The sequence below is a fragment of the Pseudomonas quebecensis genome, assembly GCF_026410085.1.
Taxonomy (GTDB): Bacteria; Pseudomonadota; Gammaproteobacteria; order Pseudomonadales; family Pseudomonadaceae; genus Aquipseudomonas; species Aquipseudomonas quebecensis.
The window spans coordinates 4,035,516-4,060,092 of sequence record NZ_CP112866.1; the positions used below are offsets into that span (position 1 = coordinate 4,035,516).

16 protein-coding genes are annotated in these 24,577 nt (G+C 58.9%); 6 read left to right on the top strand and 10 right to left on the bottom strand.

The window, feature by feature from the left end; genetic code table 11:
* Position 1: 1 nt before the first annotated feature.
* A complete protein-coding gene (locus OSC50_RS18820) occupies positions 2–1,411 on the bottom strand; it encodes an amino acid permease (protein WP_181080497.1) in 1,410 nt (469 codons plus the stop codon).
* 532 nt (positions 1,412–1,943) lie between these two features.
* Here OSC50_RS18820 and OSC50_RS18825 point away from each other — a divergent pair.
* The 4 genes from OSC50_RS18825 (at position 1,944) to OSC50_RS18840 (ending at position 12,954) form a co-directional block, all read left to right on the top strand.
* Complete coding sequence (locus OSC50_RS18825; RefSeq protein ID WP_266248105.1) at positions 1,944–5,033, top strand: transglycosylase domain-containing protein; 3,090 nt, start codon at positions 1,944–1,946, stop codon at positions 5,031–5,033.
* Between the two features lie 238 nt (positions 5,034–5,271).
* Positions 5,272–6,207, top strand: a complete 936-nt coding sequence (locus tag OSC50_RS18830) for a hypothetical protein (RefSeq protein WP_266248103.1) — start codon at positions 5,272–5,274, stop codon at positions 6,205–6,207.
* A 598-nt stretch (positions 6,208–6,805) separates the two neighbouring features.
* Positions 6,806–7,486 (top strand): hypothetical protein, encoded by a 681-nt coding sequence (locus tag OSC50_RS18835; protein ID WP_253510677.1) that lies wholly within the window; start codon positions 6,806–6,808, stop codon positions 7,484–7,486.
* A gap of 347 nt (positions 7,487–7,833) precedes the next feature.
* Entirely contained in the window at positions 7,834–12,954 is a 5,121-nt protein-coding gene (locus OSC50_RS18840) for an NEL-type E3 ubiquitin ligase domain-containing protein (RefSeq protein ID WP_266248101.1), read from the top strand.
* A gap of 954 nt (positions 12,955–13,908) precedes the next feature.
* On the opposite strand, the gene OSC50_RS18845 is transcribed toward OSC50_RS18840, so the two are convergent.
* From OSC50_RS18845 to OSC50_RS18875, 7 genes are all read right to left on the bottom strand, one after another.
* Entirely contained in the window at positions 13,909–14,649 is a 741-nt protein-coding gene (locus OSC50_RS18845; RefSeq protein ID WP_181081874.1) for a molecular chaperone, read from the bottom strand.
* 20 nt (positions 14,650–14,669) lie between these two features.
* Positions 14,670–15,203, bottom strand: coding sequence for a fimbrial protein (locus OSC50_RS18850; RefSeq protein ID WP_253510673.1), 534 nt, complete (start codon positions 15,201–15,203; stop codon positions 14,670–14,672).
* Positions 15,203–15,943 (bottom strand): molecular chaperone, encoded by a 741-nt coding sequence (locus tag OSC50_RS18855; protein WP_414704470.1) that lies wholly within the window; start codon positions 15,941–15,943, stop codon positions 15,203–15,205. The genes OSC50_RS18850 and OSC50_RS18855 overlap by 1 nt, the downstream gene beginning before the upstream one ends.
* Positions 15,944–15,978: 35 nt before the next feature.
* Positions 15,979–17,244: a hypothetical protein gene (locus tag OSC50_RS18860; RefSeq protein ID WP_409567476.1), complete on the bottom strand. Its 1,266-nt coding sequence runs from the start codon at positions 17,242–17,244 to the stop codon at positions 15,979–15,981.
* A 5-nt stretch (positions 17,245–17,249) separates the two neighbouring features.
* Positions 17,250–18,515, bottom strand: a complete 1,266-nt coding sequence (locus OSC50_RS26265; protein WP_434085155.1) for a hypothetical protein — start codon at positions 18,513–18,515, stop codon at positions 17,250–17,252.
* Complete coding sequence (locus OSC50_RS18870) at positions 18,515–21,040, bottom strand: CS1-pili formation C-terminal domain-containing protein (protein WP_181081870.1); 2,526 nt, start codon at positions 21,038–21,040, stop codon at positions 18,515–18,517. The genes OSC50_RS26265 and OSC50_RS18870 overlap by 1 nt, the downstream gene beginning before the upstream one ends.
* Positions 21,041–21,159: 119 nt before the next feature.
* Positions 21,160–21,651, bottom strand: coding sequence for a CS1 type fimbrial major subunit (locus OSC50_RS18875; protein WP_253510667.1), 492 nt, complete (start codon positions 21,649–21,651; stop codon positions 21,160–21,162).
* A gap of 525 nt (positions 21,652–22,176) precedes the next feature.
* Between OSC50_RS18875 and OSC50_RS18880 the strand changes: the two genes are divergently transcribed.
* Both OSC50_RS18880 and OSC50_RS18885 read left to right on the top strand, forming a co-directional pair.
* The gene (locus OSC50_RS18880; RefSeq protein ID WP_181081868.1) at positions 22,177–22,725 is read left to right on the top strand and encodes a PadR family transcriptional regulator; all 549 of its coding nucleotides are present in this window, start codon (positions 22,177–22,179) and stop codon (positions 22,723–22,725) included.
* The gene (locus OSC50_RS18885; protein WP_181081867.1) at positions 22,722–23,489 is read left to right on the top strand and encodes a siderophore-interacting protein; all 768 of its coding nucleotides are present in this window, start codon (positions 22,722–22,724) and stop codon (positions 23,487–23,489) included. The genes OSC50_RS18880 and OSC50_RS18885 overlap by 4 nt, the downstream gene beginning before the upstream one ends.
* Positions 23,490–23,568: 79 nt before the next feature.
* Here the strand turns inward: OSC50_RS18885 and OSC50_RS18890 are convergent, their stop codons facing one another.
* Positions 23,569–24,195, bottom strand: a complete 627-nt coding sequence (locus OSC50_RS18890; RefSeq protein ID WP_181081866.1) for a Pr6Pr family membrane protein — start codon at positions 24,193–24,195, stop codon at positions 23,569–23,571.
* A gap of 4 nt (positions 24,196–24,199) precedes the next feature.
* Complete coding sequence (locus tag OSC50_RS18895) at positions 24,200–24,433, bottom strand: VF530 family protein (protein WP_253510665.1); 234 nt, start codon at positions 24,431–24,433, stop codon at positions 24,200–24,202.
* Positions 24,434–24,577: the final 144 nt, after the last annotated feature.

The following is a 24,577-nucleotide window of genomic DNA, read 5'->3' on the forward strand; positions in this document are numbered from 1 at the left end:
CTCAAGCCGACTGCGCCGCCGCTTGGGTCGGTTGCAGCTTGAACACGTAAAACAGCACGGTCAGCAGCACCAGGAACGCGGGGCCGATATACAACGCCACGCGGGTGTCCGGGAAGTACGCCATCAGGCCCACGACCAGCACCAGGAATGCCAGCGCCAGGTACGAGCTGACCGGGTACAGCCACATGCGGTATTTCAAGGCTTTCTGTTCGGCAGGGCTCAGGCTTTTACGGAACTTGAGCTGTGCCAGCAGGATCATCACCCAGGTCCAGATTGCGCCGAAGGTGGCGATCGACGTTACCCACACAAAGACTTTTTCCGGCACCAGGTAGTTGAGCAGCACACCCAGCAGCAGCGCGGCGATCGACAGCAGCAGCGCCCGGCGCGGTACGCCATTGCTGGAAGTCTTGGCGAAGGTGGCCGGTGCCTGGCCGTTCTGGGCCAGGCTATAGAGCATGCGCCCGGTGCTGAAGATGCCGCCATTGCATGACGACAGCGCGGCGGTGATCACCACGAAGTTGATGATGCCGGCGGCGGTCTTGATGCCCAGGCGCTCGAAGGTCATCACGAACGGGCTGCCCTGGGTGCCGATTTCGTTCCACGGGTAGATCGACAGGATCACGAACAACGCACCGACGTAGAACAGCAGGATGCGCCAGAACACCGAGCCGATGGCATTGGGAATGGTCTTCTGCGGGTTGCGCGCTTCGCCGGCGGTGAGGCCGATCATCTCCACGCCCAGGTAGGCGAACATCACCATTTGCAGGGACATCAGCACGCCGGTCATGCCGTTGGGCATGAAGCCGCCATGGGCCCACAGGTTGGAAATCCCCAGGGCCACGCCGTCGTTGCCGAAACCAAAGGCAATGATGCCGACGCCGCCGACGACCATGGCAATGATCGTGACGATTTTGATCAGGGCAAACCAGAACTCGAATTCACCGAACGCCTTGACCGCGATCAGGTTGATGGTGCCCATGCTCACCAGGGCCGCCAGCGCCCAGATCCAGCGCGGCACGTCGGGGAACCAGACACCCATGTACACCGCCACGGCGGTGATCTCGGCGACGCAGGTCACCAGCCATAGGAACCAGTAGTTCCAGCCGGTCAGAAAGCCCGCCAGAGGGCCAAGGTAATCCTGCGCATAACGGCTGAACGAGCCGGCCACCGGGTTGTGCACGGCCATCTCGCCGAGGGCGCGCATGATCACCAGGATCGCCAGGCCGCCGATGATGTAGGACAGCATGATTGCCGGGCCGGCCATTTCAATGGCCTTGGCCGAGCCGAGGAACAGGCCGACGCCGATACAGGCGCCCAGGGCCATCAGGCGGATATGCCGTTCACCGAGTTCGCGTTTGAGCGGGCCGCCTTGAGCGGTCTCGCCATGGGGCAGGTGGTTGCCGGAGGGCATAGGGATACAACCTCGTCTTGTTATTGGATTGATCCACCGAGTCGTGGGCGTTAGCGCGGGTGAGCGCGTGTGCCTGGGGAACCGCGCCGGCCTCGTGGGCGGACGCGTCTGACAGAACAATCGGTCAGATCAGCGGGCGTGCAGTATAAAAAGCCCGCGACAGGGCTTTTCACTCAATAAATGGCAAAATTTGGCCAGAACTCGCGGCAAAACCCGCTCACACGGAGGGGCATTAACTGCCTGGCGGAGCATTGACCCAGCGAAACGGCGGCGAGTATTGCACAGCCTGGGGGCGGCATCCTATCCCTAGGCGCAGCTTCAGGGCTAACGGCGAAGGCTCTGGATCAAGCCTTTGACCAACACCTGGGCCTGCATCCGACACAATCGCCGATGCCTGGCGACCCCGCGATGCGAGCCCGTCCCGCATTGGCGACGACGATAAAAAAGGACGTGTACGCACGCCTTGCGCACGCCAATCAGCGTCTAAGCTTCATTCAAGTCCGATCAATCTGCGTGAATGGATCAATCGACTATGGGCGCTTTATGGCAAACCGCTTCAACCCAGTGCGCAGCCTCCACCAGCAGCCTGGATGAGCAGCCATTGCCAAAACGCCCGCGTAGAAAACGCTACGGGTGGCGCATGGCAGGGCTGCTGCTGACAATGCTGCTGATTGCCGCCGGCGTGGCCACCCATCGGGAAATGCGCACCGCCCAATGGCAGTCCCAACAGCTGAGCCGCCTGGCCGCCACCCTGACCTACCAGGTACAGGCAGGGCCCAGCGATGCGATCGTCTATCCCGGCGCCGGGCCCTTCGACAAGCGCCTGGGCTACAGCGACCTCGACACGTTCCTGCCGCGCCTGCTCAAACGTAATTACCTGATTGAACGCCAGGCACGTTTTTCCGCGCCGTTGATGGCCTATACCGAGCGTGGCCTGTTCGTGCCTTACGCCGAAAAAATCCAGGCCGGCCTGTCGATCACCGACTGTCGCGCCGCGCCGCTGTACCAGTTCACCTACCCACAGCAGTCGTACCAAAGCTTTGCCGCCATACCGCCGGTGGTGGTCGACAGCCTGCTGTTCATCGAAAACCGCGACTTGCTCGACCCGAATCCGCTCGAAGCCAACCCGGCGGTGGATTGGCCGCGCTTCGCCAAGGCCGCCTGGTCGCAGGTGGCCAGGCTGTTGCATCTGCCGGGGCAGACCGCCGGCGGCAGCACCCTGGCCACGCAGTTGGAAAAATATCGCCATTCGCCCGACGGCCTGACCCTTTCGGGCGGCGAGAAAATCCGCCAGATGATTTCCGCCAGCGTGCGCGCCTATCAGGACGGCCCGCAGACCTTGCAGGCCCGGCGGACTATCGTGCGCGACTACCTCAACAGCGTGCCGTTGTCCGCCGTGCCGGGGCATGGCGAAGTGCATGGCATGGCTGAAGGCTTGCGGGTCTGGTACGGCGCCGACTTCGACAAAAGCAATGCGTTGCTCGCGAGCAGCGACCCCGGCGACCTCGCGCCAAAAGGCCTGGCCCTGCGCGAAGTGCTGTCGCTGATGATCGCCCAACGGCGGCCTTCGCATTACCTGTCCAAGGGCCGTGAAGAGCTGGCGCAGTTGACCGACAGCCACTTGAGGCTGTTGGCGGCAAACGGTGTGATCGAACCGGCACTGCTCACGGCGGCGCTGGCGAGCAAGGTCGATTACCGCGACTGGCAGCAGCAACCGACGATCCAGATGATCGATACCAATAAAGGCGTCAGCGTCGCGCGCAGCCGGTTGGGCGCCCTGCTCGACCGCCCGCTGTATGACCTCGACCGCCTTGATCTCTCCGCCACCAGCACCTTGCAGGGCCAGTTGCAGGAACAGGTCACGGCGTACCTCAAGCACCTGGCCGACCCCACGTTCGCCGGCCAGGTCGGGCTGTTGGGCGAGCGCCTGCTTACTCCGGCCAGCACGCCGCAGGTGCGCTACAGCTTTACCCTGTTCGAACGTACCGACGACAGCGCGCGAGTGCGGGTACAGACCGACAATACCGACCAACCTTTCGATATCAACGAAGGCAGCAAGCTGGAACTGGGGTCCACCGCCAAGCTGCGGGTGCTCACGACCTACCTGCAAATCGTCGCCGAACTGCACGACCGCTACGGCGCCCTGGCGCCGGCGGCGTTGAAGAAGGTCGAGGTAGACGAGCAGGACCGCATCAGCCGCTGGGCCGTGGACTATCTACTGCAAAACCCCGGTAAAACACTGGCGAACATGCTCGACGCCGCGCTCGATCGCACCTATTCGGCCAGCCCCGCGGAAAGTTTCTTCACCGGTGGCGGCCTGCATCGCTTCCACAATTTTCGCAACGAAGACAACGGCCGCAACCCGACCCTGCGCGACGCCCTGCGCGAATCCATCAACTTGCCGTTTATTCGCCTGATGCGTGACCTGGTGCGCTACACCACCTACGCCGGCGCCAACAACACCGCGCAATTGCTCAAGGACGACAGCGAGCCTCGCCGCCAGGAATACCTGGCGCAGTTCGCCGACCGCGAAGGCACTGCGTTCCTGCTTAAGTTCTGGAAGAAGTACCAGAAGAAAGAGACCCAGGCTCGCCTGGAAACTTTCCTCGACGGGCTGCACCCCACGGCCATTCGCCTGGCCGCCGTGCACCGCTACCTGCTGCCGGAAGCCAGCCGGGAGAGTTTCAACGCGTTCGTGCGCGCCCACCTGGTCAGCGCCAAGGGTCAGCAGGCGCTGACCGACAAACGCCTGGACACGCTGTACGACAGCTATGGTCCCGGCGCCTACGACCTCCCCGATCAGGGCTATATCGCCAAAGTGCATCCCCTGGACTTGTGGCTGCTGGGCTACCTGCTCAACCACCCGCAGGCGACGTTCAGCGAGGTGGTCAAGGCCAGCCAATTCGAGCGCCAGGAAGTCTACAGCTGGCTGTTCAAGAGCCGGCACCAGCGCGCACGCGACAGCCGCATTCGCACCATGCTGGAAATCGAAGCGTTCCTGGAGATTCACCAACGCTGGAAAGCCGTCGGCTACCCGTTCGACCACCTGGTGCCGTCGCTGGCCACCGCCATCGGCAGCTCCGGCGACCGCCCCGCCGCCCTGGCCGAGTTGATGGGCATCATTCTTAACGACGGAGTGCGCATTCCGGTGCTGCGCATCGACAGCCTGCACTTCGCCGCCGGCACGCCCTATGAAACCCGACTGGTCAACAATCCCAACCAGGGCCGAAGGGTCATGCCCTCCGAAGTCGCCACCGCCCTGCGCGGCGCGCTCTCCCAAGTGGTGGACACCGGCACCGCCAAGCGCGTGGCCGGCAGCTTCAAACAGGAAGACGGCACCCCGATGGCCATGGGTGGCAAGACCGGCACCGGCGACAACCGCATCGAAGCCATCGGCGCCGGTGGGCGCATCCTCAGCTCCAAGGCGATCAACCGCACCGCGACGTTCGTGTTCTACATCGGCGATCACCACTTCGGCACCCTCACCGCATTCGTGCCGGGCAGCAAGGCGCAGAACTTCACGTTCACTTCGGCGTTGCCGGTGCAGGTGCTCAAGGGCATGGCGCCGTTGCTGATGTCGTATTTGCAGGGGGTTGGGGCAATGGGCTGTCAGCGGCCTTGATCCGAACAGCGACCACCCTCGCAAACTGCCCGTAAACGATGGAACACGTTTAGCCACGTGACAATAGTCAATACAGGGGGACGCCTTTCTACGCGACACGGACAATTGAATGCTGAAATGTCGATAACAGTATGATGATAATCGCAAAAAACTATAAAAAACTGTCATATCTCACAGTAGCCTCGGATGTCTTTCCCGCATAGAGTCTGTCTGAACAGATCAACTTGTGAGGTGTATTATGTCCAAGGTCGCACTTATAAAATTTTTGCCTGAGAGTCACTCTAGATACGGGTATGTATCACCAGATTTTTCCGATTCTTCCCGCGCCCTCCTTACCCCAGCGATCTTCGGCGAAGTATTGAGCATCTACAATGGGGATCCAGAATACGAATCAAGCGACGGGGCTGAATTCTTTTTCGATCTAAAAAAAAGTTTAAATATTTATAAATCTTTAAATACTTTCGGCACAAGTGTATCTCCGGAGGAAGTATCACTTCCTGACAAAAGTAACACTTATGCTTTGTTCGTAAAATGCCCAGACGAAGCGAAGAAAGGATGGATGTTTATAGATCACATCTATACAGATCCTGAAGAGTACGTTCATTGGATCGACACTCTTTTGAAAAAAGGTCTACCTCCTAGAACTCCTGAAGAAATCGAGCATGACAGACTAAAAGCCATCGAAGACGAGCGCATCGCAAACCTTCGTCCTGTCGAAATGGGCGACATTGCGCTCATTAGAATTATGGATATGTCTAACTTTAGCAGCGTTATCCTTCACCTGGATATAAATAATACAAAAGTAAAAGATATGCGAACCCTGGCGGTTAAGGTATTCGGTGGCAAGGCTGCTGACATTCCAATGGCTTCAACCAATGCATTCACTCCTGACACAATAACAGAGCTTACAAAAAAATCGAAAGAGCACAGTCCTACCCGCCATGATTCGATTAATCGTTTTAAAAGTGTTTTAGACGGAAAAAAACATGGCTATGGGCCTGCGGTCGGAGTGCCTCCTGAGACCCGATCGACTTTAGCGGATAATGTACGCCTTGCTGATATGAAGGGCCAAGTAATTGTATATTGGTATAACGGCATAACAAAAACCTCGTTCGCAGAGCAATTAAAAGAGCTTGGCATCGACGCGGCCATCGACATTTTATTTGATAGTTAGTTGATTGCAACACCTACAAAAATGATTGAAGGGGTGATATAACTTCATCATCACCCCCGCCCGTTAACCTGCTGCAAATCCCCGTAACAAAGCCCCCACTACGCGCTGATCAGCAACAAGCGCCCTGACTGCATAGGTATCTACACAAACTTTAAAGACTGATACATAACTCTGTGGGCGGGTTTCGCGCTGGGTGGCGAAGCCGCCACATCAATGACACTGCGGCTCTCCAGTTAGCATTGAGGTGCCTGGGTTGGGGGCCGCTTCGCAGTCCGGCGCTGGGCAAGACCGCTCACCACAGCAAGCTCGTTTACCACAAGATCCTCTTTTTCTCAGGTTAGTTTTTCACCGAAGATATGTAGTTACCTACGCAACAGGGATACCTGACGACTGGCAAGAAGGGCTGAAAAACACTAAAAAAGCGCACTTAGGGTTACCACGGCTGGCTGGCCGAAGCAAGGCGTTATGCAAATAAGCAGAAAACAAACCAATATATATTCAGAAAACATCTTAAATACTGTCAAGTTTAACAGTAGCCATATAAAACCATCCTGCCACCCTAACAACTCCCACTGTTAAATTAATAAGGAGTGTTGAAATGATTAGCTACAAACCCACAGCGCATACACTGGGCGTGATACTTCCAGGCCCTATAACTGGTGCTCACTTTTGGAATTCTCAAGATTACGCCGAGGGTTCAGGAGCGGGGGGGACTTCAGTACGAGAAAAAAGGGACGGCCTCCCCACTCAATGGCACCCAAAACGTTGCTTATGCGAAAAATGCGGCGGTAAACACCTCTTCGGCTATTGGAATTTAGGCACGCCGGTATTCCCCCCAGCTGACGCTCAGTATTATCAAGAAGTAGGAGTAGTTTGGACGTACCAAGCGGATGATCTACGAAAAATGATCAAAGACGTTACCGTTTTATATAGTGACGAATACATTCATGGAACATTTCACGCTAGTTATATGGTGACCCCAGAAAACTACCAAGCTGTAACATTTGATTGGGATTTTATTATTGTCCCTGGCGGCGCTACTTCTGGAGAGCCGCTATCACCAGAAGAATTTTTCAGAAGAATGAAATTACACTACTACCCATCTGTTACAAAGCAAAATGTATCCTTCGTGGAGTCTGGCACGACAAGGCTTGCGACGATCAATATGTATTGTAAAGATCAGAATTTCTACGACGCAATTTATACTGACGTAGAAAATCGCCGTTACGACATAATTTATAATGAAATTGAAAAGCGCCGTATAGCACGGGAAAGCTAGCCCCCCTCGACGAGGCATAAGAATATCCAAACACAAAAAACCGGCTTATTAGACAAGCTTGAATCAAAATCAGCCTATTGCCCTGCAGCTTGCTGCAGGGTTTCTTAGTAAAAGCTGAACATTCTTTAACAAACGCCATCGTACAAACTTTGTTTTATTTATCAACCGTCCCCCTCACACTACCGCGAAGAACTACCCGCCGATGCATAAAGCCACATTTCAAGACATCCAAAACGTAGTTATTTATTCTTCACTAACCATACGTTTTTAAATAGTTGATTTATTTAAGGCAGATTCCAATTTCACCGGAATAGGCTCACGGCTTAACCCACCGACGAGCTGACCCCATGGCTGACTCAAGCACGCTTCACCCTCTCGCCGCCCCCCTTCCAGCGGCGGCCGCCGATGACAAAGGCCCGCACTATCAGTTGATCAAAACCAAGACCCCAGACTGGCTCGCCAATGCCGATCTGGAGAGGGTCTACCCGCTCAACGACCTGGCCCTGCATCGACCCAACTGGCATGTGAACGCCAGCCTGCAACAGCAAGCCACCCTCAATGCGCTCAACGGCCAGGCCTGGGCCGCGCAAAACAAGGTGGACCAGAAACTGCGTCACGTGCAGGACGTTTATGCTTTCGCCGAGCCGTTACTCACACGGGCGATCAAGGACCAGTACGGCCTGGACCTTGATGTCAAAAACACCTATCTGCATATTTACACGCCCAAGCAGCTGCCCTGGTATGCCTTGGCGCTATCCAATGGCGTCACGTCCAGGGACGTGTCCTTACTCGACGCTGCGCTGCATAACTTTGCCCGTCACGAAAGGTTCGAACGGTACTCCTGCTACATCACCCGGCCCGACTATCGCGGCCACTTCAACATCCTGCGCCTGGAGCGCACGATGAGCCTTGAGCAGTTCAAGCAGTTGTGTCGCGGCTTGGACCTTGGAGCGCGCTATCAACGCCATCTCAACGAAAGCCTGCTACCGTCTGAACCGGTAGCCCAGGCGTATCTGCAACTGCACGTTATCGCCAGTCAGAAAGCCGCGCTCAAGGCTGCCGCCCAAGTGGCCCTGATGAAAAATGACCTGGACGCGTCCGGCCATGCGGTCGTAATGGGTGTGCTCGATGGCACGGAAAAACGCGCCACCTTCTACCAACTGAATATTCTCGACACGCCGCTCACCGGAATCCTGTTGATCACCAGTGATCTTGAGAAAGCCAGCCACATCGCCAAGGTCATCGCCTACATACCCCATGACCCGGTCAGCCCGCTCAAGCAATACGCTTCAACCGCCGAGTTCGCGCTGGAACTGTCGCGGCGCCTGCAACTCAACGCGGCACTGGCGTCCAGCAAACACGTGCCGCAACACACCTATCAGCAGTTTTTCAGCCAGTTCGTGCCCCACTCACGGCGCGGCCTGTTTTTCGCCACGCTGGCCGAGCGTTTGTACCACGTGCAATGGCATGAACGCGGCCCGCTGGACCCGGCCCCCGCCTGGTGCGAAGACCCGGTGAGCAAACCTTTGCTGCAATTCGACGTAACCCCGATAACCGGTGACCTGTGGCGGCAGCTGTACCAGGCCAGCTTCAACAAGATCCTCAACGACGCGCGCAGCCTTGCCGTCTCCACGGCCCAGGCGGATGACAATGAGCGTCGCAGGTGGTGGGACAACACCCTGAAGATCGCGTCAAGCCTGTTGAACATGGCGCTATTGGTGGTGACCCCGTTCGTGCCGTTGCTGGGCGAACTGATGCTGGCGTACACCTTGTACCAACTGACCGACGACGTGATGGAGAGTATCGTCGAGCTAAGCGAGGGCCAGGCTGACGAAGCGGCCCAGCACGTTATCAGCGTGATCACCGACGTGATGCAACTGGCCATTCTGGGCACCGGCGGGGTGCTGGCCAAGGAGGTGCTGTTCAAACCGTCCACGTTTGTCGACAGCCTCAAGGCGGTCACAGTGAACGACCAACCGCGCCTGTGGAACCCGGACCTGACACCTTATGCGCGCAAAGACTTGAGTGTGCCGGAAGGCAGTCAACCCGATGCATCAGGCCTGTATGAGCACCAAGGGGAAAAGGTGCTGCGTCTTGACGACCAGCACTTGATCGTCGAGCACGACGCGCAGAGCAACCTCCACCGGGTCAAACACCCGAGCCGGCCCGGTGCTTATGCCCCCTTGATCGAACGCCATGCCAGTGGCGCCTGGGTGCATGAAGGCGAAGCCCCGGACAACTGGGGCAGCGAGACACTCCAAAGCCGCCTGGGACCGTTGGTCGAGGGGCTCACCCCCGCTCAACGCGAACTCGCCTGCGAGATCAGCGGCACCCACGACGGCGCGTTGCGCATGATGTACGCCAATCGCGACAGCGTGCCGCCCCTGTTGGCCGATAGCCTCAAGCGTTTGAAGCTGCGTGATGAAGTCCAGCTTGGGCCGGAAAAAATCCGCGCCGGGGCCGCCATCGAACTGCCCACCAACTGGTCGGTGCAGGTCACCAGTGAGCTGCCGGGCTGGCCGGCGGGCAAGGCCATCAAGGTGTTCACGAACAGTGATTTGAGCGGCTATTCCATGACCTACGGCGCCATCGACGCGACCGAGGCCAACACCCTGAGGATCAGTCACCAGGCCGTCGAAGCGAACCAGCTACCCGAGCAGCTAAGCGGCTTTTTAAGCGAAGCGCAATTTCGCGCCTTGCTTCCGGGCGCCTTGGCTGAATCCTCGGCAGAACGAACCCAGGCCTTGCGCAACTATCTGGCCGATAAGTTGGAGCAGGAGAACATCGTCATCTTCAACCACCTCTACAGCACCGGTGAGGTACTCGACACCGTTCAGGGCCAACTGCTCCAGCAACAGTTCCCGCAACTGCCCAAAGACCTGGCGGCCAGCCTGCTGCTGCGAGTCTCGCCCCGAGAGCTGGCGGTGATGAGCAGCGAGCAACGCATCCCCCTGCGCCTGAAAAACCTTGGCCGGGCACTGGCCAACGAAGTTCGGGCCAGCCACGCCAGTGAAGGGTTCTACAACGACGCCTGGCTGACACCGGATACCGAGCGCATGGCCCTCAATATCCTGCGCCTGCATACCGATGCGCTGGGCGACCTGACCATTGCCATCCACGAGCAGACCGCCAACGGCGCCTTGCGTTGCCAGTTGGGGCCGGCCGAGGCCGGCAGTCAGAGCATTCTGTTGTACAAGGGACAGGGCCGATATCAGATTCATGAGCCACGGCAACCGGCGCCCCAGGCGCAGTACAGCTTTTATGAGGCGGTGCTGCGTGCCGTCCCGCCGGACGCGCTCGACTACCGACCTGGCCAGGGCGCGATCTTCAAGGCGTGGTTGAAGGAGAAACTGGAGCCACCGGTTGAACGGCGCACCGTGCTGCAAGCGGCGACGCGACGCCGGGTCGACGAGCGTACAGTGCAAACCTTGTTGCAAAGACCCCTGTTCAAAACCTTCCGCCGCTGGCTTCGGGATGACCCGCCCAGGCAACGCCCGACGGTTAAACAGACCTTGACCCGATTGTGCCCTCGCCTGAGCGAGGAACAGATACAACAGGTGACGGCATCGCTGAACACATCGCAAGGCGAAGAACTGCTCAACGCGCTGGAAGCTGACCACACGAAGCTGCTTAAAGAACTGGAAAAGTTCCGCAACAGCCACCCCACACTCGTGCGAGCAGAAGGCCTCCTTACGCTTGATGAACGGCTCATGCGAGCCAAAATCATCATTGAATTGCGAAGCAACTGGGAAGACGGCGCCTATCTGCGCATGCTCCCTGCGCAACCGAGAGCTCGCGGCACCCTGCTGGACCTGAGCGAACTGGTACTGGGCCGTTACATACGGCGCCTGGAGCCGCTGGCGGCTGATTTCAGCCATGTCACCCGCTTGAATCTCAGCGGCACGAGGCTGGGGGACGGGGACAGTACCTTCCTGGAAAACTTCCCCAACCTGCGGGCCGTGGACCTATCACACAATAACCTCAGCGCCCTACCGCCCCAACTGCCGAAGATGAATAACCTGCGCGCGCTGAACCTGAGCGAGAACCCCATCGCCTGGCGCCCCTCCGACTACGCGATCCTTGCACAATGTCCACACCTTCGGTCATTGAACCTGGAAGGCAATACCCAACTGGAAATTGCGCCGGACATCAGCCACATGAGGGACCTGCGCCAGCTGGTGCTGCGCCGAACCCGCATCAGGCAATGGCCGAACGGGCTGGAAAGCCCCAGGCTCGATATCCCGGAACTGGACCTGAGCAACACCGCGATCACGACTGTTCCCGAGTTCGCACTGGATTCGGTGGGCGCCCGGATCGTGGCCAGCAGTTGGTTGGACCGCACAAAGCTTGAACGCCTTGATGAAGACCGGTTCGTCAGCTATCGCCGAGGCTTCGGTATCGACCCTTACCGCACCGTTCCGCGCGGCGGCAGGGCTGCCAGCCAGTATTGGGTCGCGGGCCTGGAGGGCGAATCGCTCGCCGTCGCCAGAAAAGTATGGGATGACCTCGAACGGGAACACGGCTCCCAAGGCTTCTTCGACGTGCTCAGGCTGTTGCAACCGCCCGAACAGTTCCAGACCGAACTCGATGCACAGCTCTATGAGGCGGGCCGCTCGGACCTTTCCATCCGAGTCTGGCAGATGCTCTTCGCGATGGATGAGAACCCACAATTCCGTGAACGGATGTTCAGCCTGGCCGGCGTGCCGGACAATTGCGCCGACGCCGGCGCGTATACGTTCAATCGCATGGGCGTCGAGACCCTGCTGGAAGAGATACACCGAGACAACAGCGCGCCAGGGTTGGCCACCCGGGAAAGCCGCCTGGCACACCTGGCCATGCAGTCCTGGCGACTGGATGAGGTCAACCGTCTGGCCGGCAAGGAAATCGAGTACCGTGTCAAACCCGTCAGCAAGGGCGGACTGGGGTTGGCCTTTGGCAGCGGTGCCAACGAGGTCGACGATGTGCAGGTGCACCTGGCCTACCAGACCGGGCTCAAGACGCGCCTCGACCTGCCGTGGTTATCCGAACATATGGTGTACCGCAACACCGCCAGGGTCACGCAGACACACCTCGACGACGCGGCCATCAAGATTGCCGCGGCCGAAGAAGGCGACGGCCTGGTCGACGGCATGCTGAAACAGCCGTTCTGGAGCGATTATTTACAGGACACGTATCTGGAAGCGTTCAACACTCGACGCGAGGCTCGCAACCAGGCAGGCAGCCAACTGGAAGACTTGCTGGACCTGCAAAAGCAATGGGCCGACGCGTCCGTATCGACTGAGCGCAAAGCCCGCCTGCGCGAGCAACTTGTCGCACTGGCGGACGCTTTGGAGATCGCACAGGACGAGGCGCTGAGCGACCAACCACTGGCGGACGACACCGTGCTGCGGCTCTACACCCATATCCAGCGTGATTACATCGAACTGGGCCGGCAACTGACGCGCCAAGCCCTGGCCGACATGATTTGACCGGCATAGGTATCTTCACAAAGGCTTGCCCGCGGTGGCCGTCAATATCTACATAAACCGCACAGGCTGCCACACCACGCTGTGGTGAGCAGGCTTGCCCTGCGCTGGGCTGCGAAGCGGCCCCAAACCCAGGCACCTCGGTGTGTCAGCTAAACCACTTCGCCTCAAATGGGGCTGCTTCGCAGCCCAACGCGGGACAAGCCCGCTCACCACAGAGTTATTTCAACCTTTGAAACGTGTGTAGATATCTATGGCTATCGGGGCCAAATGCACCGAGTCGCCGGATGGCGCGGTGTTGCTGAGTTAGGTGTTTGGATGTAGCGAGTGGTGATCCCTCTCTGACCCAGAGGAATCTAACTGTGGGAGGGGGCTTGCCCCCGATGGCGGCCTGACAGCCGACCAGGATGTTGGGTCAGACCGAGTACATATCCGTTGCTGCGGTCATGGCGGCTATGGGTTCCGCCCTTACGGCGGGTCACTTTTGGAAGAGCGCCAAAAGTAACCAAAAACGCTTCGCCCCACCACTCGGCACCTCGCTCAGGCTCGGTGTGCCCGGAATCCGACATTGATTTGGGGGGCCGCCGCCACGCGCCATCCATGGCGCGGGGCGGCTAAACCGGCATCCCTGCCGGTTTACCCCCCAAATCAATGCCGAATTCCGGCCAGCGTGGTTAACGGGGCGCCTGAGGTCAAAAGCGAGAGCAAGAGCGGCTCGCTTCGCATCGTGGTTAGGGTTGGTGGCTGCATGTCTTCGGTGAAAACATAGCCTGAGAAAATGAGGTTCTTGTAGTGAACGGGCTTGCTGTGGTGAGCGGGCTTGTCCCGCGTTGGGCTGCGAAGCAGCCCCATTTGAGGCGAAGTGGTTTAGCTGACCCAGCGCAGGGCAAGCCCGCTCACCACAAAAGAATCGCTTATTTTCACCGCAGAAATGTAGATACCCGTGCTGTGCGCCGTTTAGCCGTTCACCTCCACAAGCCTTTGGCTGTCGCCTTCGACCAAATAAAAACGGTACGTGCGCCCGGCCTGTTTTTCGAAGCTGAAAGTACGCCCCGGAAAGATATGGTTCTTGGTGGTCGGCGCGCACGACGTGCGCTTGGCCACCGAGCAATCCTTGAACTCATCCACCATCACCACGGTGTTCCCGGCGTTGCGCAACGTATAGCGCTGCCCGCCGTTTTCGATGCGCGTATCGAAGCGGCTGTTATCGGGCCGCACAAAGAATACCGTGCCATACCCAGCCATTACCTGGACACCGCCCACTACGGTTTCTACATAAGCTTTGCGTTCCTCCTCACTCACACCAAACTCGTCGCCTTTCTCCGGCGCAACCGGCAGGTAGCGCACGCGGAAGTAGCGTTCGCGCTGACGGTCGCCGATGAACACAAACCGCGTACTTTGCATGCCATCAGCCGGCACGATCAGGCGCGCGGGGCTGGCGATCAGGCCATTGCGCGTACGGCCGTCCGGGCCGACCTCCAGTGGCACTTCATCGTAGGTGCCGTTGGGCTTGTAGAGCATTTCGCTGATGTTGACCTTGACGAAGGCAGTGGAAGTGCCGCCGTTGTATATCCGCTTCAGATAAGTGCCTTTGTCGCCCGGCAAATAGTCGTAGAAATCGCCGACGCTGATGTTCGGCCCCGCCTGAGCGCCCAGGGAACACAGCAATAAAGCCAGGCCCGCACATACACGTTTCATAATGACTCCTTGGAAAACCATCACGGCCGCACCGCATCGAACAGCAGCTCGACGCTGCCGTAGTACTCACCCGGGGTAAAACCGTCCGCCGGCTGCACCGCCGAGATGTCCAGCAGGACACGCTTGCCCAGCCGCGCCTCGTCATGGGACACCACCAACCTGTCGTCCAGGCCCAGCACCTGGCCGTTGAAGGTCACGCTGAGGTCGATGTAGGTACGCCCTCCATTGAACAGCGTGGGCAACGCGCCCAGGCGTGCATTGATGCCGCCCGCCGAGCTTTTCACGTCGAAGTGTTCGCGCAGCGGCCGCAGGCGCCCCGGCACCAGCTCCCAGACCATCTGCTGCTCACGCTCCAGGAACCCTGGGTCCACCGGCAACACGTAGAAGTCCTGGGTAGGAATGGTCACCGAAACGTCGAACACCTCGACTTCGCGAATCGCCTGCGCCGGGGTGCTGAGCAATACGCCCACCAGCAACACCAGGCCCATCAGGATTTTGTACAGCGCGTCATACGCTGGCCGGGGCCACTCGGGTTGGATTTTTTCACTGACCATCAGCCTTTGACCTCATAGGTTTTTTTCTCGCTGCCTTCGATCAGGCTGAAGCGGTACACCCGCCCCGCCTGCTTATCAAAGCCGAACGCACGGCCCGGCAAAATGTGGTTCTTGGTAGTGGGCTGGCAGTCCGTTGGGTCGGCGGCGGAACAGTCCTTGAACTCATCGACCACCACCACGCTGTTGCCGGCGTTGTTCAACTGATAACGGCCGGCGCTGTCGTCCACGCCGGTTTCGAACCAAGCGGCCTTGGGCCGCACGAAAAACACCGTGCCGTACCCCGCCAGCACCGTAACCCCGGCCGACAAGGCGCCTTTGTAGGCTTCGCGTTCTTCCTCCGGGAGGGCGAACTCGTCGTCCTTCTCGGGCATTACCGGTACGAAGCGCACGCGGAAATAACGCTCTTTTTCCCGCTCGCCGAGGTACAGCAAGCGGGTGCTCTGGACGCCATCGGCCGGCACAATCAGGCGTGACGGGCTGGCCATCAGCCCCTCCCGTACGCTGGGGTCTGCGCCGGGCTTGAGCTCCACCTCTTCGGATGAGCCGTCGGCGTTGTAGAGAATTTCCAACACTTGAATACGCACGAAGGCGGTACTGTCGCCGGCGTTATAGACCCGTTTGAGGTAGGTACTTTTATCGCCGTCCAGGTAGTCGTAGAACACCCCGACGTTGAGGCTGGGGCCAGCGTTCGCGCACAGCGGAAAACCGCACAATGCGCCCAGCACCAATAGATATCTGATCCACATGACTCTCTCCAATAAGACGCGGTACGCCATTACAAATCCGAATCCCAAATCACCGTGGCCTGCCCGGAATAGGTGCTGCCGCCCTGGGTGAGCATGGCCTCGACGTGTTCCCTGGCGACTTCGAAATGCAGGGTTCCAGGACGACGGTTCACGTAGTACCGAGGGTCGAACTGCTCGGTGCCGGCGCCGCTGAGCAGCAAGGGCTGGCGACTGACGGCGGAGCCATCGGGACGGTTGAGGCCGTTGGGCAGGCTGACGCTGAGGTTGAGCGGCACCTGGTGGCCGGCGGCGTTGCGCAGCGCGCAGGTGTCGCCCATCACGCGCTCGCATTCCAACTGCATCTTGAAACGCGATGAGGCCGAGATCGTGAAGGTCTGGTCGCGGAACAACCGCGCCGGTTTGCGGCCCTGGTTCAGCCAGGCTTGCCAGCCGCCCTGGGGCACCAGTTCAATGCGATTACCGCCGGGGGGGACTTCGACTTTGAGGTCATGTTCAACCCTCAGCGTGAAGTTCAGCGTGAGCAGCGAGTCGTTGGGCAGCATTACATCGCCCATATCGAAATCCTGATGCGGCCCTAGGGTGTACTGATAAGTCCCCTCGTATTCCCCAGACGACATGCCCAGCGGATTAGGCGTGATCAACTCGTAGGTAAAGTCCAGGTAGTTGTAACGCAGCCAGGGAATATCGAAACGGGCCGGCTTGGCACAGACCCCTTCTACAGGCGTTCTCCAGAAAAAAGTGTAATAGGTATCTGTATACGCCGCGAGCCCCGACCCCGTGCAGGGAGGCGCGCTTCTGAGCCAGCCCCCGCCAGTCCATAAGAGCCCGTGTGCCCCGGCAGCGGGGACACCGCCACCTACCAGATCAATCACGTTTTCCGTCACATATGACGAGCCGAAGCCTGCCATGCGTATCTTTACCGTTTCCTGCTCCTGCGTCTGGCGATGCACGACAGTGAGCTCCCTCCATTCAGTCGGGGCGTCGAACATGGCACCTTGCCGGGGATCGGTATGGAGCGCCGCGATGGGTTGGCTGGAATCAAACCGAATGGGCGCCCGCAAGCTGAATATCCCAAGACTCTGGCATTGCGTCGGATACGATGCGCAGTAACCACTGTTGGGTGTCTTGTTTTCAAACTTGTTCAAGTGAGGGTTGGCAGGGTCCGGCTTGAACTCTGCCTCAATGGGCATATCCACGCCCGATGCCGGCATTGCCAGCAATGCCAACAGCAGGCAGGCGCCTGCTCCCAGACATTGCTCTATCGATTGCGATACGTTCACGTGATTGCTCCACATACGTGTCAAAGCTCTGAATCCCAGATCACCGTGGCCTGCCCCGAATAGGTGCTGCCGCCCTGAGCCAGCATGGTCTCGGTGTGTTCCCTGGCGACTTCGAAATGCAGGGTTCCAGGACGACGGTTCACGTAGTACCGAGGGTCGAACTGCTCGGTGCCGGCGCCGCTGAGCAGCAAGGGCTGGCGACTGACGGCGGAGCCATCGGGACGGTTGAGGCCGTTGGGCAGGCTGACGCTGAGGTTGAGCGGCACCTGGTGGCCGGCGGCGTTGCGCAGCGCGCAGGTGTCGCCCATCACGCGCTCGCATTCCAACTGCATCTTGAAACGCGATGAGGCCGAAATCGTGAAGGTCTGGTCACGAAACAGCCGCGCCGGTTTGCGGCCCTGGTTCAACCAGGCTTGCCAGCCGCCCTGGGGCACCAGTTCAATGCGGTTGCCGCCGGGGGGGACTTCGACTTTGAGGTCATGTTCTACCGAAAGAGTAAAGTTCAGTGACAACATCGAGTCGCTGGGAATCATCACGTCGCCCATATCAAAGTCCTGGCCGGGACCGACGGTGTAATGATAAGTACCGGTGTACTCGCCGGAAGACATTCCCAACGGGTTAGGCGTGATCAGCTCGTAGGAAAAATCCAGGTATTCGTAACGTAGCCAAGGAATATCGAAGCGCGCCTGCTTGGCGCACACACCGTCCCCGGTCGTGGGGGTTCTCCAGAAAAATTGATACCAGGTCACGGTCAACAAACCGTAACCGGTACCTCTGCAGGGCGTTGGTGCGTTGACCCAACTCGACCCGGTCCATAAAAGTTGATGCGCACGAGTCCCGGTTACACCTCCCCCCACCAGTTCGATCGGATTGTGTGTCACATATCGCGAACCTAACCCTGCCACTCGCACTTTTACCGTTTCCTGCTCCTGGGTCTGGCGATGCACGACAGTGAGCTCCCGCCATTCAGAGGGAACACCGAACATCGCACCTTGCCTTGGATCAGTGTGGAATGCCGTAATGGGTTGGCTGGAATAAAATTGTATAGGGGCCTGCAGACTGAATTGCCCATAGGGCTCGCATTGACTTGGATAACTCCCACAGTAACCACTGTTGGGCGTCTTGTTTTCAAACTTGTTCAAATGAGGCTGTGCGGGGTCCGGCCGGAACTCTGCGCGTATATCCAACTCGGCCGCCATGGCGGGCAGTGCACCGGCCCCGCCTAACAGCACGGCTTTCAGCGCAAACCTCAACAACGTCGATGCGTTCAATAGCTTCACCCTCATCACCCCGCCGTTCCAGTGTTAAAGCTTGAGTCAGCCAAGGTATCCGGCGTGCAACGCAGGTCGCCGATCATCAGGACGTTGCTCTCAATGCGCGCCTTGGACGGATCGAGTCGGAACTGGCACAGCAATTGGTTATCGCGGCGAACTTCGAGGGTGGGCGAGCTGGCGTTCATTTCCAGCGAGAAGAAGCCGTCGACCTCACTCACCCCGCGCGTGGCGTGATTGATGATGTGCAGGCCCTTGAGCGGCTTGCCTTGGGAGTCGACCATGCGCCCCAGCACCGTCACGGTCTGCATTACGCTGATCTTGCGATACTCCACGCCGCCCTTGTTCAAGTGATAGCGGGTGCGGGGTGGCTGGATAGCGGCCGACGGCGCGTGATTGCCTTCGAAGTCGAACGCTACCGAGCTGCCCTTGTAGGCGGTGATCGGAATGAAGTTGCGCCCAGGGCGCAGGGCCACGCTGCCGCCGCTCATGTCGTCGGCCCGCAGGGCGATGTCGTCGAGGTCGGTCTCTACGTCGACGATCAGCCCGGAGCCACCGCCGTGGTACTGGCTGGTAAGCACCATCTGGCGTTGCCCCACGGCAAAGGTGCTGTCCAGGTTCAGGCCGCCGCTGAGCTCATCGTTGAATGAAGAGCGCTGGACGAAGCCGTCGCCCCGAACGAAGTCATTCTCGAAGCTGGCCATGCCGGACAGACCGACGCCGTAGGTATCGGTCGTCGCAGTGGCGGAGACGCTCTGCAGCACGTGGTCCTGCAAGTCTTTGCGGTAGGTCAGCGAGGCATTATTGTCGCGCGAGCCATCGCGGGCGGTGCGCGTGCCGATGCTGGCGGACCACTGCTCGCCCGGCGCGCCGAGGGCCAGGCTGACGCTCAGGTCGACCCCGCGATTGCGCTGGTCGCCGGTACTGGCGGTGGCTGGTCGGTCGAACACCGACAAGCGCCAATGGGCATCGTTGTCGAACAGACGCGTACGCTCGGTCCAGCCCAAGTCCAGGCCGACGCCCTCGACATTGCCTTCGCTGTACGAGAGACGGCCATTGATCGAGCGCAGGTTACTCAGGCGGTGGTTGACGGACAGCGACGAGTTGCTGGTCTGGCCGACGAAGACATCACGCTGGCGGATGCGCGTGCCATCGGGCAGGGTCTCGTAGGTGTTGCGGGTGTCGAGCCAACTACGGGTGTGGTTGAACACCACGCTGCCGGCACCGTAGTTGTACAGGCCGTTAAGGTCCAGGCCGGTGCCATACTTTTCGGTCCGGTAAATGTTGGCATACAGGTTGGCCTGGTCGGCGACCGTCCAGTCCACCGAAGTACCTAACTGCATGTTGTCCTTGACCTGGCGTCCGGACACGCCCAGCACCACGCGCGGGTGGGCCAGGTAGTTGACGGACACACCGGCGGTGGCGCTGCCGCTGGTCTGCTCGTCGAAGTTACTCAGCAGCTTGCTTTCCTGGCCGGCGAACAAATTGTAGCGCCAGCGCTCTTCGTGGTTGCTCCAGTTGTTGGGCTTGTACACCAATTCCTGGGTGGTGCTGGTGATCTGGCCGTCCTCTACCAATCGCACCTCCACTTCATAGATGCCGCCAGGCAATGACCGGGTATCCAGGCTTTGCAGGCCGCTGCCAACGGCCTGGGTATTGAGCAACAGGCCATTGCGGTAAATCTCCACCGAAGCCTGGCGGCTGGCGGTGACGTAGATCGGGAACACGGCGGGCTTGGCATTATTGATCATCAAGCTGTCGGAGCTGCCGTACATCACGCCGATGGCTGTATCCGGGCTGGCGCCGAAGGTACGCAACTGGCGCGTCAGCCCTTCGGCATTGGGGGTGAAGTAGCCCAAGCGAAAGAAACGGCCTTCCAGCTCGCGCTGGGTATAAAGCGAATAAACGGCATGGTTGAGGTCTTTGTCATCCGGCCCGCTCAGTCGTGAAAACTGCATGTTCAGGGTCTGGCTCCACAAGCCCAGGCTGCTGCTGGCGTCGATGCCGAAGCGGCCGCCGACGTCCTGGTCCTGGCCACCGGTGAGATTCAACTGGTTGCGTACGATCAGACCGGTGCTGCCACCGGCAGGCAGGAAGTAATAACGCTGCGCCTTGTCGTCGCGCTCGACGTTTTCGGTGAGCAGGGAAACCGTGGAGTTTTCCAGGTTGTAATGCACGGCCATGAGCCTTTCGGGGCAGGCGCTTTCACATGTGCCCAGGGCCACGCCCTGTTTTAGGTATTCGGCCCAACGGTCGCGCTCTTCATCCTGGATCACGCTGCCGTCGTGGTCGGTAAAGTCGAGCAATGTCAGGCGGTCATCACGGGACAAGACAATCATTGCCTCGGAGACAAACTCTCTATCCAGTTCAACCCTGACCGCCAGTGGCACATCGAAAAAGTGCTCTTCAAAGTCCGCCGGCAAACCCTTTGCCTGGGATAACAAACTACGAGGTGTCGTGCCGTCGGTGGTGCCGGCCGCGAGCGCGCCGGCACAAAACAACAAGGCAAGCGCTGCCGCGATGGGAGTCATCGGGAACATGAACTGAATTCTCTGAATTTCGGACTTCATGGGAAAACCGGTCGACCGACAGAAGCTGCCTGTCGACCGGTATCGCTACCCGGCAATAAAACGGTGCTTATTGCTCAGTTGGCTATGCCTCAAGGGGTTACACGTGGCTCGTGGTCAAACACCACGGTGTAGCTGGTGGTGAACAGACCGGCAATGCCAGCCGCTGGCTTGGCGGCAGTCACCACCATGTCGGCTTGGGTACCTGGGGTGGAGCTGGGGTCATCGACCACTTCCAGCGGCGAACCGGTGAGGGTTACGTTGTTGAAGGTGGTGGTCAGCGCGATGGAGTCGGTGCCGTTGGTCAACGACGCTGGGCCGCCTTCGATGTACGCCTTGATGGAGCCGTCGGTGTTTTTCACGTTGTAGGTGGCGCGCAGCGAACTCAGGTCACCGGTGACGGTGTTGTAGTTCATGGTTTCATCGCGACCCCAGTTCGGATCAACCGGCTGTGCATGGAACTGCTGGGTCGGAATCGTCGCCTTGATGTTGATGATGCTGGAGGCTTCACCGGCAGCGAATACGCTGGAGGAGCCGAAAGCCAGCGCCATCAATGGCAGTACGAAAGCGGTCTTCTTAAGCATTTTAAGTACCTGTTTTATCACGTCAGAAAGTTAGTTGAACAACGCATTTCCGTGCGTCGCACAGCCCAATTCGAACCGGGTCTTGCGAAGCACGTAAATAGTCCCTCGAAAACCAACTTAATGAAGCCAGCCGTTTCGCATTAAAGCGTAGTAATGCACAACATGAGCAGAAGGAAAAAAATCATTAAATTCAATATGATGAATAATTACTGTAGTCCGATTACCACAACTAATTAAGCCCAGATACTACTTATCTAATGCACTTAACTGTAAGAAATGTACTACACGCCACAGCCTGCCTGACCATTACTTGTTTTAGAGTAATAACTCCAACTAACAACTGTAAGCGTTATTCACGAAAATGCTATTTATTTAATCGACAACTCTCGATATAGGCGCGGCTTCTCCCTGCCGTTTTCCGTTCTTCGACGCGGGGTGCGGCAGTCGATACCGCTGGTCAGACAACGTTGCCCTTTTCGTAAGATATATCTTAAGTTGTATCTAAATCAGACAGAGGCTACGACCATGAGAGACCCTCATCATCACCGAGACCACGGTGACAGCCGCGACGGCTTCGAAAAACGCCCCGGCCGCGAACGCGGCGGACGTGGCCCACGTGTATTTGCGCCGGGTGATCTGAAATTGCTGCTACCGGCACTGATCGCCGAGCAGCCTTGCCACGGCTATGACCTGATCCGCAAGATCGAAGCCCTGTTCGACGGTGCCTACAGCCCCAGCCCGGGCGTGATCTACCCCACGCTGACCTTCCTGGAGGAAAGCGAATTGATCAGCGGCGACGCCGAAGGCGGAAAAAAACGCTACACCATCACCGACGCCGGCCGTCTCTTCTTGAGCGAACAAGCGGTTGCCCTCGATGGCATTCGCCTGCGCATGGACGTAAGCAAGCGCTCGCTGCGCGGGCATGATCGTCCGCCGGAAATCCACGAGGCGGTGCATAACCTGCGCCACGCCTTGCATTCGCACCACGGGCGCTGGAGCCCGGAAGAAATCGTGCGGGTCGCCGCGTTGCTCAACGGCACCGCCCAAGCCATCGCTGACGGGAAAGCTCAATGAATAGGCCAGTCATCCACCGCGTCACCCACGAAATCAAACGCCGCCGCCTCGACGTGCTGCGCGTTGTCGATATCACCCCACGCATGCGCCGCATCACCCTGGGCGGGCCGCAGCTGGCGGGCTTTATCAGCCTGGGCAGCGACGACCACGTCAAGCTGTTGTTCCCGCGCGACGCCGCCGAACAGGCCGCACTGGAGAGCCCGACGTTCAACATCAAGGGCGATGGCCCGCAACCGGCCATGCGCGACTACACGCCACGCCGCCATGACGCGCAACGCGGCGAACTGGACATCGACTTCGTGCTGCATGGCGACGGCCCCGCCTCCACCTGGGCCGAACAGGCCACACCCGGCCAGCACCTCTACATCGGCGGGCCAAGGGGCTCGTTGATCGTGCCCGACATATTCGACAGCTACCTGCTGATCGGCGACGAAACCGCGCTGCCGGCCATCGGTCGACGCCTGGAAGAACTGCCGGCCGGGCGCACGGTATTGGCGGTGATTGAAATCGCCGATGCGGCGGAGCAACAGCTACTGCACAGTGCAGCCAATGTGAAGGTCATTTGGGTGGTGCGTGGCCAGGATGACCTGGTTCAGACGGTGCAGAACCTGAGGATGCCTGAGGGTTCGCTGTACTGCTTCGTGGCGACCGAAACCAAGGTGTCGCGCCAACTGCGACGGGTGCTGCTCGACACGCACCGTGTGAACGAGGAGTACCTCAAGGCTGTCGGTTACTGGCGCGCCGACGGTAGCGAAGAGGAATAACTCGTCCCTCCAGAACAGAGGATGATCCAATCCCGATAGCAGCATGTCAGCCAACGATGAACCGGCTGACATGCCCAGATCAGAGCGATGGCGACCGCAAAGACTTGTCCACCCCCACCACCACTGCCGCAATCAGCACAAACCCCGCCAGAATCCCCCCGGCATTCACGAATACCTGGGGATAACCCAGCGTACTCACGTCGATGAACGGGTACTGATATTGCCCGAGCAGATCGCCACGCAGCAGCGCGTAGCCGAAATACACCAGCGGGTAGATCACCCACAGGCCGATGTGCGTAAAGCGCAACTGCCCCTTGGGCACGTACCGCCACCAATACACCGCGAACAGCACGGGCATGACGTCGTGCAGCAGTTCGTCGGCAATGAATTGGAAACCTTCGGGCTGCCACAAATGCCGCAGCAACAGGTTGTAGGCCAGGCCCACCACCACGATGCTCACCGCGATGCCACTGCTCACCGCTGGCGCGAGAAAAAATCGCCGCGCCGCCGAGGGGCGATTGACCAGGGCATAGCTGAGCACCACCACCGCCAGGGTATTGGTCAACACGGTGAAGAAACTGAAAAAGTTGATCAGCCCACCCATCAGGCTGGCGCCGGACGTCCAGCGCGAATAGAAAATCAGGTACTGCTGAATCGCCAGGCCCACCCAGCCGGCCAGTGCCGCTGCCGCCGCATACCGCTTCATGGGTTCAATCCAACGGTGGTTTGGTGCGCATCAGCTTCACGTATAGCCCTTCGACTTTTTCCCGCGCCCATGGGGTTTTGCGCAGGAAGGTCAGGCTCGACTTGATGCTCGGGTCGCTCTTGAAACAGCGAATATCAATGCGCTCGGCCAGGCCTTGCCATTCGTAATGCTCCACCAATGTGGTGAGGATGTGTTGCAGGGTGACGCCATGGAGAGGGTCGTTGCTTGTCGCGGTCATGCCAGGCCTATGAAGAATCGGGTCGGAAGGGTGCACACCTTATCACCCCGTCAGACCAGGTAAAAAAGTTCCCGTTCCCTGGCAAAAAGAGATGTTATATTGTAACTATAACTTTCAAATCTTTTCGTCGCTTTTCCAAGGAAT

Excerpts from the sequence above, each read along its gene's own strand:
- OSC50_RS18820 (WP_181080497.1), bottom strand. The coding sequence starts at position 1,411 with ATGCCCTCCGGCAACCACCTGCCCCATGGCGAGACCGCTCAAGGCGGC.
- OSC50_RS18825 (WP_266248105.1), top strand. The coding sequence starts at position 1,944 with ATGGGCGCTTTATGGCAAACCGCTTCAACCCAGTGCGCAGCCTCCACC.
- OSC50_RS18830 (WP_266248103.1), top strand. The coding sequence starts at position 5,272 with ATGTCCAAGGTCGCACTTATAAAATTTTTGCCTGAGAGTCACTCTAGA.
- OSC50_RS18835 (WP_253510677.1), top strand. The coding sequence starts at position 6,806 with ATGATTAGCTACAAACCCACAGCGCATACACTGGGCGTGATACTTCCA.
- OSC50_RS18840 (WP_266248101.1), top strand. The coding sequence starts at position 7,834 with ATGGCTGACTCAAGCACGCTTCACCCTCTCGCCGCCCCCCTTCCAGCG.
- OSC50_RS18845 (WP_181081874.1), bottom strand. The coding sequence starts at position 14,649 with ATGAAACGTGTATGTGCGGGCCTGGCTTTATTGCTGTGTTCCCTGGGC.
- OSC50_RS18850 (WP_253510673.1), bottom strand. The coding sequence starts at position 15,203 with ATGGTCAGTGAAAAAATCCAACCCGAGTGGCCCCGGCCAGCGTATGAC.
- OSC50_RS18860 (WP_409567476.1), bottom strand. The coding sequence starts at position 17,244 with ATGTGGAGCAATCACGTGAACGTATCGCAATCGATAGAGCAATGTCTG.
- OSC50_RS26265 (WP_434085155.1), bottom strand. The coding sequence starts at position 18,515 with ATGAGGGTGAAGCTATTGAACGCATCGACGTTGTTGAGGTTTGCGCTG.
- OSC50_RS18870 (WP_181081870.1), bottom strand. The coding sequence starts at position 21,040 with ATGTTCCCGATGACTCCCATCGCGGCAGCGCTTGCCTTGTTGTTTTGT.
- OSC50_RS18875 (WP_253510667.1), bottom strand. The coding sequence starts at position 21,651 with ATGCTTAAGAAGACCGCTTTCGTACTGCCATTGATGGCGCTGGCTTTC.
- OSC50_RS18880 (WP_181081868.1), top strand. The coding sequence starts at position 22,177 with ATGAGAGACCCTCATCATCACCGAGACCACGGTGACAGCCGCGACGGC.
- OSC50_RS18885 (WP_181081867.1), top strand. The coding sequence starts at position 22,722 with ATGAATAGGCCAGTCATCCACCGCGTCACCCACGAAATCAAACGCCGC.
- OSC50_RS18890 (WP_181081866.1), bottom strand. The coding sequence starts at position 24,195 with ATGAAGCGGTATGCGGCGGCAGCGGCACTGGCCGGCTGGGTGGGCCTG.
- OSC50_RS18895 (WP_253510665.1), bottom strand. The coding sequence starts at position 24,433 with ATGACCGCGACAAGCAACGACCCTCTCCATGGCGTCACCCTGCAACAC.